The organism is Parvibaculum sp. (genome assembly GCF_049672805.1).
Lineage (GTDB): Bacteria > Pseudomonadota > Alphaproteobacteria > Parvibaculales > Parvibaculaceae > Parvibaculum.
The window spans coordinates 1-10,091 of the sequence record NZ_JBATWS010000036.1 but is presented as its reverse complement, the minus strand read 5'-3'; the positions used below and the strand labels follow the sequence as shown (position 1 = coordinate 10,091).

Annotated in this window: 12 protein-coding genes; 5 read left to right on the top strand and 7 right to left on the bottom strand. The window is 61.1% G+C overall.

Annotation, left to right across the window (positions count from 1 at the left end):
- The 4 genes from WBF74_RS01175 to WBF74_RS01160 all read right to left on the bottom strand — a co-directional run.
- Positions 1–1,159, bottom strand: a 1,159-nt coding sequence (locus WBF74_RS01175; protein WP_424434009.1) for a gamma-glutamyltransferase family protein, incomplete at its 3' end; no start/stop codon positions are given.
- Between the two features lie 3 nt (positions 1,160–1,162).
- A complete protein-coding gene (locus WBF74_RS01170; protein ID WP_424434007.1) occupies positions 1,163–1,516 on the bottom strand; it encodes a hypothetical protein in 354 nt (117 codons plus the stop codon).
- A gap of 7 nt (positions 1,517–1,523) precedes the next feature.
- Positions 1,524–2,345 (bottom strand): enoyl-CoA hydratase/isomerase family protein, encoded by an 822-nt coding sequence (locus WBF74_RS01165; RefSeq protein WP_424434005.1) that lies wholly within the window; start codon positions 2,343–2,345, stop codon positions 1,524–1,526.
- A 26-nt stretch (positions 2,346–2,371) separates the two neighbouring features.
- Positions 2,372–3,178 (bottom strand): SDR family oxidoreductase, encoded by an 807-nt coding sequence (locus tag WBF74_RS01160; protein ID WP_424434003.1) that lies wholly within the window; start codon positions 3,176–3,178, stop codon positions 2,372–2,374.
- Between the two features lie 169 nt (positions 3,179–3,347).
- Between WBF74_RS01160 and WBF74_RS01155 the strand changes: the two genes are divergently transcribed.
- Genes WBF74_RS01155 through WBF74_RS01140 form a run of 4 tightly spaced genes read left to right on the top strand, consistent with a single transcriptional unit; the run spans position 3,348 to position 7,321 of the window.
- Entirely contained in the window at positions 3,348–4,433 is a 1,086-nt protein-coding gene (locus WBF74_RS01155; RefSeq protein WP_424434001.1) for an alpha/beta fold hydrolase, read from the top strand.
- A 19-nt stretch (positions 4,434–4,452) separates the two neighbouring features.
- Positions 4,453–5,874: an aminodeoxychorismate synthase component I gene (gene pabB, locus WBF74_RS01150; protein WP_424433999.1), complete on the top strand. Its 1,422-nt coding sequence runs from the start codon at positions 4,453–4,455 to the stop codon at positions 5,872–5,874.
- Positions 5,871–6,473: an anthranilate synthase component II gene (locus WBF74_RS01145; protein WP_424433997.1), complete on the top strand. Its 603-nt coding sequence runs from the start codon at positions 5,871–5,873 to the stop codon at positions 6,471–6,473. The genes pabB and WBF74_RS01145 overlap by 4 nt, the downstream gene beginning before the upstream one ends.
- Positions 6,470–7,321 (top strand): aminotransferase class IV, encoded by an 852-nt coding sequence (locus WBF74_RS01140; protein WP_424433995.1) that lies wholly within the window; start codon positions 6,470–6,472, stop codon positions 7,319–7,321. The genes WBF74_RS01145 and WBF74_RS01140 overlap by 4 nt, the downstream gene beginning before the upstream one ends.
- Here the strand turns inward: WBF74_RS01140 and WBF74_RS01135 are convergent, their stop codons facing one another.
- The gene (locus WBF74_RS01135) at positions 7,322–7,714 is read right to left on the bottom strand and encodes a hypothetical protein (RefSeq protein WP_424433993.1); all 393 of its coding nucleotides are present in this window, start codon (positions 7,712–7,714) and stop codon (positions 7,322–7,324) included.
- Between the two features lie 132 nt (positions 7,715–7,846).
- Between WBF74_RS01135 and WBF74_RS01130 the strand changes: the two genes are divergently transcribed.
- Positions 7,847–8,932: a M14 family metallopeptidase gene (locus WBF74_RS01130; RefSeq protein ID WP_424433991.1), complete on the top strand. Its 1,086-nt coding sequence runs from the start codon at positions 7,847–7,849 to the stop codon at positions 8,930–8,932.
- 73 nt (positions 8,933–9,005) lie between these two features.
- Here the strand turns inward: WBF74_RS01130 and rpmF are convergent, their stop codons facing one another.
- Positions 9,006–9,188 (bottom strand): 50S ribosomal protein L32, encoded by a 183-nt coding sequence (rpmF, locus tag WBF74_RS01125; RefSeq protein WP_424433989.1) that lies wholly within the window; start codon positions 9,186–9,188, stop codon positions 9,006–9,008.
- A gap of 186 nt (positions 9,189–9,374) precedes the next feature.
- Positions 9,375–9,998, bottom strand: a complete 624-nt coding sequence (locus WBF74_RS01120; RefSeq protein ID WP_424433987.1) for an SPOR domain-containing protein — start codon at positions 9,996–9,998, stop codon at positions 9,375–9,377.
- Positions 9,999–10,091 lie beyond the last annotated feature (93 nt).

Genomic DNA, 10,091 nt, shown 5'->3' with positions numbered 1-10,091 from the left:
GGAACATGACGCCTGATTCCGGCGCGAGAATGCCCGCACCGAAGCCGAAGAAGAGCGAGTTGATGAAAGAGACGGCATTGCGATCCTTGTCCACCACAGTCAGATAGACCGTGTCGCGATTGAGTGGATCGCGCAGCGTGGACAGATTTTCGATCCGCCGGTCAGGATTGACCCGCGCGGCAAGGTCATCGGCAAGCTTGTCCGACAGAAGCCAGTCCACCGGCACATCGCCAAAGGCCGGATCGGCCACATGCTTGTCGCGCATGTCATAGGCAAGGCGCGCTGCCTCCATCTCATAATGGATGCGCAGCGCCCCGTTCGGATCAAGCCCTTCGAGCTTAAGCCTCGACAGGATGTTGAGCATCAAAAGCGCGGTAATGCCCTGCCCGTTGGGCGGTATTTCGTAAATTTCCCGCCCGCGATAGGCCGCGCGGATCGGTGTGACATAGTCGCTTTTCGTTTCCGCGAAATCTTCAAGCGTGTGGAAGCCGCCCAGCGAGCGCAGCTTCTTCACCATGTCCTCGGCAAGCGCGCCTTCGTAGAAGGCATCACGCCCCTTCTCGCCGATCAGGCGAAGCGTGCGCGCAAGCACCGGCAGGCGGAAGAGATCGCCCGCCTGCGGCGCCTTGCCATCAATCGTATATTGCTTCGGTGCATCTGCATCATGCGCGATATGGCCTTCCAGAAACTGCCATTCCTGCGCAATGCGCGGCGCAACCGCAAAGCCTTCCTCTGCAAGCCGGATCGCGGGTTCGAAGACGCGGCCAAGCTCCATCGTGCCGTGATCTTCAATAAGCCGCGCCCAGGCATCAATCGCCCCCGGCACGGTCACGGAATGCACGCTGTTAAGCGCAAGCGTGCCTTCCACGGAACGCAGCTTTTCAAGCGAGAGTGCCTTTGGCGAACGGCCAGAGCCATTTAGCCCGATAATGTCGCCGCTGCCGCCCTTCGAAAGAAGCACGAAGCAGTCGCCGCCTATCCCTGTGTTGTATGGCTCGACCACACAAAGCACCGCGCTGGCAGCAATCGCGGCATCAACCGCATTGCCGCCCGCGCGCAAAATGGAAATAGCTGCTTCCGCTGCAAGCGGTTGCGAGGTGGCGCAAATGCCGTTGACGGCATGAACAGTGGAACGTCCGGGGAAATGAAGATCACGCATGGGTTACTCGAAGGAACGGGTGGCAAGGATGAGTGACTGAAGATCAGCGATGGAGCGCTCCATTCGCACGAGGCGTTCTTCAATCGCGGCAAGTTTTGCGAGCACCGCCGCCTCCCCGCCCGCAGGCGCAACGGGAATCGGCGTCGAGACACCTGCCTTGTTGGCAACAGCAGCGGGCGTCTCTTCAAGTAGGGCTGCGAGCGCCACCACATCCTGTGGCGACAGCTCGCGCTGATCCTTCCAGATTTCTTCGACCTGAGCCCGCTCGAGATGAAGCGCGGCGGCCACATCATCGCGCGTGCGGCCTGCCGCTGTGAGTTTCGTGTCAAACCACTCCTGATCGAAGAAAAGTGCCATTGATCTTTTATCGTCCTTTGAAAACCGGCGCGCGCTTTTCGAGGAAACTGCGCACACCCTCACGATGATCTTCCGTCTGGAAGAGTTTGCCCAGTGTACCACTTACCCAGCTACCAATCTCCCGAAGATCGCCATAGGAGGTGCGGCGAAGCCCTTCTTTCATAAAGCGAAGGGCAAGCGGCGGGTTGACCGCAATGCGCTCTGCTATGGAAAGCGCCTTTGTCATCAATTCCTCATGCGGCACCACTTCCGTCACGAGACCGATGCGCGCCGCCTCTGCCGCATCAATGATATCGCCCGTGAAGAGAAGTTCTGCGGCCTTTGCAGGTCCGACAATCGCGGGCAATCGCCACAGCCCGCCCACATCGGTGATGAGCCCGCGTTTGATGAATATCTCGCCAAACTTTGCGCGGTCAGACGCGATGCGGATATCGGCAAAAAGCGTAAGCTCCATGCCCCAGCCAACCGCCGCGCCATTGACGGCAGCGATGATCGGCCTGTCACATTCAAGCGCCGCAACAGCGGCAGGCGTCGGCTCCGGGCGCACGGAAGTGAGGCGCGTCACGCTTTCGGCATGTTGCTCGCCCGTCATCATCTCCTTCACATCCTCGCCGGAACAGAAGGCAGGGTCCGCACCCGTCACGATCGCGCAGCGCACATCAGGATCAGCGGAGACGGCGCGGAACGCCGCCTCCACTTCATCATAGGCCCGCCGGTTCAGCGCATTGCGCCGATCCGGCCGGTTGATCGTGATAATGGCGATGTGATCCTTCACCTCATAGCGCAAGCAGGTGAAATCCGCAGGCGCAATCTTCGGTGCCTGTGCCATATGTTTTTCCTCCCCTTTTTTGTGGCTTATTTTTTAAAGTCGCCCAGCGCATCCCCGCCTGCATCGCCAAGCTTGGAGCCGCCATCGCAATCGACAATCGTGCCGGTAATGTATTTGGCATTGTCGGTGGAGAGGAAAAGGGCCGTATCGGCAATATCGGTCTTGGTGCCGTAATCACGCATCGCAATCCGCGACTTGATCGCCCTTTCCATTTCCGGCGTAGGCGCAAGCCGCGCCATGCCTTCCGTGTCGGCGATGGGGCCGGGCGAAATCGCATTGACACGCACACCTGCCGGACCCCACTCCATCGCAAGGCACTTGGTCAGCATGTTGATACCCGCCTTCGCCGCACAGACATGCGCCTGGAAGAGCGATGGATTGACCGCCTGCGGCGCCGTGATGGAAATGAGCGAGGCGCCCGGCCGGTTCAGATACTGGAAGGAGGCGCGCAGCACATTGAACGTCCCGATGAGGTCGATATCCACCACCGTCTTGAAGCCGTTGGACGACATGCCGAGCGCTGGCGCCACGAAATTGCCTGCCGCCCCCGAGATCACAATGTCGATATTGCCGAATGTCGCCTGCGCCTGCTGAAACGCCTTGTCCACGGAAGCGAAGTCACGCACATCGGCCGCCATGCCGATCGCCTCGAAGCCTTCATCCGTGATCGTCTTTGCGGCGGCGGTGATTTTATCATGGCTCCGGCTGATCAGGGCGATCTTCGCGCCTGCCCGCGCGAAATGCTGCGCAATGCCGAGATTGATCCCGCTCGACGCACCCGCCACGAAAGCCACCTTGCCGGCGAGCACATTGTCTTTGAAAGCATCCGTCATCTGTGTTTCCTCTCAAGAAGATGTGTATTTTCCAGCATCAAGCCTGCATTCGCGCGGCCTCGCAACCTCCGGGGCGGCAATTGTGGGCAGGGCGGCAAAACTCTAGACTGCAGCCCGGCGACCTTCCGCAGCGGAACGCCCGCTGAATTTGAGTGGTATTCGAGACATCATGATGACCTATGTCAAAGCGGCCTTCATTCTCGTCACAGCGATTGCCCTGCTGATGGTGATCAGCTTCTGGGCCGCCGGGCGCGCGCGCACCGCACTGGATGATGAGGCCCGCGACAAGCTGCTCTCCCGGGGCCATGCCTACAGCTTTATCGAGCTTTCCCAGGGCAAGGTTCATTACCGCCTCGAAGGGCCGGAAGATGGTCAGCTCATCGTGCTCGTGCACGGCTTCTCCACGCCGTCTTTCGTCTGGGACGAACATTTCAAGCCGCTTGTGCAGGCGGGCTACCGCGTGCTGGCCTTTGACAATTACGGCCGCGGCCTCTCGGCCCGCCCCGATGTGACCTACAATGCCGATCTTTTCGACACACAGCTTGTCGAACTGCTCGATGCGCTCGGCGTCAAGCGCCGGGTCGATCTTGTCGGCTATTCCATGGGCGGTGCCATTGCGACGGTCTTTTCCGCGCGCCACACGGAGCGCGTCCGCTCGCTCACCCTGATCGCCCCTGCGGGGCTTGGCGTTGCGTCAAACCCCAATATCGAGCTTCTCACCCGCCCGCTGATCGGCGACTGGATCGTCCGCCTCTTCGGCACGCGGCTTTTCTATAGCGGGGCAGCGGAAGAAGCGAAAAGCGCGACCAATCCCGGCGCTTTCCTCGCTGGCTTCAACCGCCAGCTCGAATATCGCGGCTATGGCGACGCCCTGCTGTCAACGCTCCGTCACTATCCTTTCACGGGTCTTGATGATGCCTATGCCGCTGTCGGCGCATCGTCCCTCCCCGTGCTTGTCATCTGGGGCGAGGCAGATGCCGTAGTGCCCTACAGCGCGGCAACAAGGCTGATGGAGCTTGTGCCGCAGGCGCAGCTTCGTTCCTATCCCGCGGTCGGACACAACATCACCTTCTCTGACCCGGCGCTTGTGAACAGCCTCATCATGAGTTTCCTGCGCACACAGGATACACGCGTCACCTCTCCCGGCGCAGGCGGAAAGCCGCGCGGGCCGCTCGCGCGAATGGAGCCGCGCCGCTGCGCAAGCTGCACCGGCCTGCCCGAAGAAGGCGAAATCGTGGTCGCGCCGATAAACTGATCGGCGGGAAAGGCCTCGCATGAAACCGCTCGTTGAAGAGCTGGACTGGATCGCGCCGCATGAGCTTTTCGGCAGGCTCGCGGACGAACCCTTCGCCCTGCTCCTCGACAGCGCAACCGCTGCCCCCGGAAAGGATACGGAACTCCACGGGCGCTGGAGCTTCATCACGCTCGATCCCTTCGACACGCTCACGTTGCGCGTGGAAGACAATGCCGCTCCTTTCTCTCTTTTGAAAGAAAGACTCTCAGCCCTTCCTGCCATTGAAAGAGATGACACGCTTCCCCCTTTCACCGGCGGTGCTGCCGGCTTCTTCGGCTACGGCCTTGGTCGCACATTGGAGCGCCTGCCGCCGGAAGCTGCACCCTTTTCCATCGACGATCAGCACCTCCCCGACATGGCGCTCGGCTTTTATGACGTGGTGATCGCCTTCGATATGGTTGCGCAGCGCGCCTCCATCCTTTCGACCGGCCTGCCCGAACATGATGCCGAAAGGCGGCACGCCCGCGCGAAACACCGTCTCGCGGACATAAGGGCACGTCTCGCAAAGGCGGCACCTGCCTTGCCCGCTGCACTGCGCAGCACGCCAACGCTTCGCTCCAATTTCACACGCGCCAATTATGAGAAGGCCGTCGCGCGGGTGATCGACTACATTCATGCGGGTGATATTTTTCAGGCAAATTTGTCGCAGCGTTTCGAGACGGAATTGGCAGAAGATGACAGCGCGTGGGCGCTTTATCTGCGCCTGCGCGCGGCAAGCCCTGCGCCTTTTGCATCCTTCTTCCATTTCGGTGAAGGCGCCATCGTCTCTTCATCGCCCGAACGCTTTCTCTCCTGCCACAAGGGCGAGGTCGAGACAAAACCCATCAAGGGTACGAGGCCACGCGGCAAAAACGCGGAAGAAGATGCGAAACTCGCCGCCGCTCTTCTCGCTTCCGAAAAGGATCGCGCCGAGAATGTGATGATCATCGACCTCCTGCGGAATGATATTTCGCGCGTCTGCGAAGATCATTCGGTCAAAGTGACAAAACTCTGCGAGCTTGAGAGCTTCGCCAACGTCCATCACCTCGTCTCGACCGTGCGCGGACAACTTCGCGCCGGAATGACGGCAAGCGATTTGCTTGCCGCCTGCTTTCCCGGCGGCTCCGTCACCGGTGCACCGAAGCGCCGCGCCATGGAAATAGTTGCGGAACTGGAACCGACGACACGCGGCCCCTATTGCGGTGCAATCGCATGGCTTGGCGCGACTGGCGACATGGACAGCGCCATCACCATCCGCACCATGATCGTGAAAGGCCGCCGCGTCACCTTTCAGGCGGGCGGCGGCATTGTTGCCGATTCCGATCCCGCTGCCGAATCTGAGGAAACACGCGCCAAGGCGCGCAACATGTGCGAGGCGCTGGGCGTGAGGGAACAGGCGGTGCTTGCGGGAGAAACCGCATGATCCTCGTCATTGATAATTTTGACAGCTTCGTTCACAACCTCGCCCGCTATATCGGCGAGCTGGGCTTTGAACGCCGCACCATCCGCACAGATGAGATCAGCGTCGAGGAGGCACTGGCACTCGAGCCTGCCGCCATTCTGCTCTCCCCCGGTCCCTGCGGACCAGATGAAGCAGGCATTTCCGTTGATCTCGTCAGGGCTGCCGCCGCACATCGCATCCCGCTTCTCGGCGTCTGTCTCGGCCATCAGGCGATTGCCGCCGCTTTTGGTGGCCGCATTCTCCGCGCGCCGCGTCCCGTACACGGCAAGGCCTCTTACATCTATCATCAGTATACAGACCTTTTCGACAGCATTCCCTCCCCCTTTATGGCAGGGCGCTATCATTCGCTGATCGCCGAACTGCCAGAAGGCGGCCCGCTCCGTGCGACCGCCCATACGGATGACGGCGTACTTATGGCGCTTGCCCATGAAACAGTTCCGATATTCGGCGTGCAGTTTCACCCCGAATCCGTTCTCACCACACATGGCCACAAGCTGCTCGGCAATTTCCTGTCGATTGCCGGAGCGGCCCCTGCCGAAAGAGCGAGGAGGAGCGCATGAAACTCTGGCTCAATGGCAAGATCGCGGATGCGCATGAGACGCGCATCGACCCGACAGACCGGGGCTTTCTTCTGGGCGACGGGCTTTTTGAAACCATGCTTGTGCGCCGCGGCCATGTCGCGCTTTTCGAAGAACATATGATCCGCCTGATGAAAGGCGCTGAGGTAACAGGTATCCACCTGCCTTGCGCGCCGGATGAGATTGAGGCGGCCTGCGATGATCTTCTGGAGGCAAACGGCCTCGCTGACGCGCCTCGTGTCGCGCTCCGCCTCACCCTCACGCGCGGTACCGGCCCGCGCGGTCTTGCGCTGCCGCCGGAGCCGAAGCCGACCGTGCTTCTCACCTGCGCCGTAAGTGCGGCCCCGCCCGAGCACCTGTCGCTTGCAAGCGTCGCTCCGCGTCGAAACCCCTGGTCGCCTTCCGCGCGGCTCAAGGCGCTGCCCTATCTCGACAATGTGCTGGCGAAGGAAGAAGCGCGCGAGAAAGGCGCGGAGGATGCGGTGATGCTCGACACGGGCGGCAACATTGCCTGTGCGAGTGCCGCCAATATTTTCATCTGGGAGGGAGACCGCCTCGTCACGCCCGCAGACAGGGGCGCGATCCTGCCCGGCATCACGCGCGCCGCGCTGCTGGAGCTTGCACCCGGCATAGGCATCGAGGTTGCGGAAGAAGATATCGCGCCCGAGCGGCTTGCCCGCGCGGAGGGTGCCTTCCTGACCAACAGCCTGATGGGGCTCGTTCCCGTCTCACGTCTCGACGGAAACGAACTCCCCGCCCATCCGTTGACAGCGCGTCTCGCTGCGGCCTACGAGCTTTTTCTCGACGCCGCAGCAGAGAACGGGAACTGATTATTCGCCGACCGTGAAATCGCGCCGTGCCGCCGTGATGGTGACGGTGAAACCTGCCACCACATCGAACAGCGCAAGCAGCACCAGCGCGAAGAAGGTCGAGGTGCCGAAAGCGGGCAGCACGATGAACTCCACCACCGCGATCAGCAGCACTATCATGGAAAGCGCGTGATTGACGATGGTGGTCGCGCCCGTCTTCGTGGAATTGACGAGTTCGAGGAAGAGCAGAAGCAGCGCGAAGAAGAGGATCAGGTCGCCCACCGTGATGGACCACATGGCACCCGAAATGAGCGAGATCGCCATGACCTGCGTATCCATCGACAGACCGGTCAGATAGACGATGATATTGTAGGCGATGATAACCAGCGCCATCAGCGGCAAAGTGCCAAACATGGTCGTCCCCTCTTTATTGCCCCGCAAACCGGCCTCTTATGTGCCAGTCTAGCACAGTTTCCAGAATCAGACTCCAGCAGATCGGCAGATTTCGGTCATGTTGTATGAGAGTTAACGGGAGGGGGAGAGGACATGACGGCGGCACAGCATTTTTCACAATCCTATGCGGAGGCGCGGGAGAAGTTTCTGGAGGCCGCCCGCAAGGCTGGTGCCGTGCTTCGCCACCATGAGCACCCGCTCAAGGGGCCGAAGGGCGAGACACTGGCAACCGACATTGCCCGCTTCGGGCCGGAAGATGCGAGCCGCATCCTCGGCATAGGTTCCGGCACGCACGGGGTGGAGGGCTATTGCGGCTCGGGCGTGCAGACTGCGCTTCTGGTGCAGGGTTTTCAGACCCGCCTTCCCGCCGACACGGCGCTTGTTTTCATCCACGGCATCAATCCCTACGGCTTCGCCTGGGACCGTCGCGTGAACGAGGACAATGTGGACCTCAACCGCAATTTCATCGACCATTCAAAGCCGTATCCGGAAAATCCGGGCTATGAGGAACTGGTCGATGCCATCAACCCGCCCGACCTTTCCCCCGAAACCATGGCGCGCAGCCGCGAGATCATGCGCGCCTATGTGCAGGCGCACGGCCACCGCGCGCTGCAACATGCGCTGAGCGCGGGCCAGTACACCCACCCGAACGGCGTGCAGTTTGGCGGACGAAAGCCCGTCTGGTCGAATGTCACGCTTCGCCGGATTCTCCGGGAGGAAATGGGCCGCGCCGAGCGCATTGCCTTTGTCGATATTCATTCCGGTCTGGGCGAACGCGGCAAGGGCGAGATGATCTGCGTCGAGGCGGAAGCAAGCCCCAACTGCCAGCGCATGCGCCGCTGGTGGGGCGCGAAGGTTCGCTCCGCCGTTGATGGCGGCTCCGTCTCGTCCGACGTGCCTGGCACGGTTCCCGTCTGTTTTGCGGAAGAGCTGCACGGCAAGGAAGTAACCGCCGGCGGGCTTGAATTCGGCACGGTGCCGATTGCCGAAGTCACCATCGCACTTCAGTCCGACAACTGGCTCCATCAGAATGGCGGCCATGAAAACCCGGGTGCAAAAGAGATCGCGAAGCGTCTCCGCGATGCCTTCTATGTCAATGCGGATGACTGGAAGGAAATGATCTTCGCCCAGTCGCTCGAGACCTGCGAGGAAGCGCTGGCGGGCCTTCAGGCGGCCTGACCCCGCCCCAAGAAAAAGCGCCGCTCCCATCTTCAGGGAACGGCGCTCTTCAAAACCGCGAATGCGGAAAGGCTTACTCGCCCTTCGGCTTCAGGATCTGCTTGCCGCGATACATGCCGCTCTTGAGATCAACGTGATGCGGACGGTGAAGTTCGCCCGAATCCGGATTTTCGACATAGGCCGGCTGCTTCAGCGCATCGGCCGAACGGCGCATGCCGCGCTTCGACGGGGAGGTTTTCCTTTTGGGGACGGCCATGGCTTGAGGCTCCGATTGCTCCGCGAGCGGGTCACCCAGGGCGACCGCGAGCCCTCGCGAAAAAGGCTTTGAAAACAGGATATTGACCGCAACCGGAGGCACCGGCACGACCTTTGGCGGGCCTTATACAGTGAAACCGGACAAAAAGTCTATAAGCAGAGAGCTTCTTCCGCTTGGATTCACCCTCTAATTCAGGTGAATCACAGCACATTCATCGGCAGGCACCTGCGCCCGGGCGCAGGCGGCCCGCGCCGCGCCCTCATCCGAAAAGGGACCCATCCGCACACGATGAACCTCTTCGCCTGAATAGCGCGCCGTATCGATGGAAACCCGCTCTTCGCCCTGAAGGTCCGGCTCGCGGGCGAGAATGTCGAAATAGCGCCGGCTCGCCCGGTCGATGCTCGAATAGGAGCCAACCTGCGCATAATAACGCCCGGAAGGCGCAGGCAGGGCGGCAACCTCCACCGCACGCCCGTCACGGCCCGGACGGGCAAGCGGGCGCGGAATGGCGGCAGGCGGCACAGCGATTGAGCCGGTGATAAGGTCGTCATGGGAAGTGTTCCCCCAGGACGCATATTGAACGGCAGGGCGGCTCAGCGGCCTTGCATCCGCAGGGGCTGCCCGCACGGGGATTTCGATTGCCTGCTCGACCAGCTTGTTCATCCCGCCCCGGTCATAGATCCGGGTCTGCCGCAGCTCGCCCTCTGCGGAACCGCCGGTGACACCCCGTTCCTTCTGAATGACGAAAAGCCCGATCAGGATGATCCCGAGCACCAGCCAGAAGCGATCCCGCTGAATCTTGTCAAACATGGCCCCAATCCCCCACTGTGCAACGGTCCTTGTGTGACCCTGCACCAGAAGACTGGCCGCATATGGTTAATTGACTTTTAAATTGGCTCACAT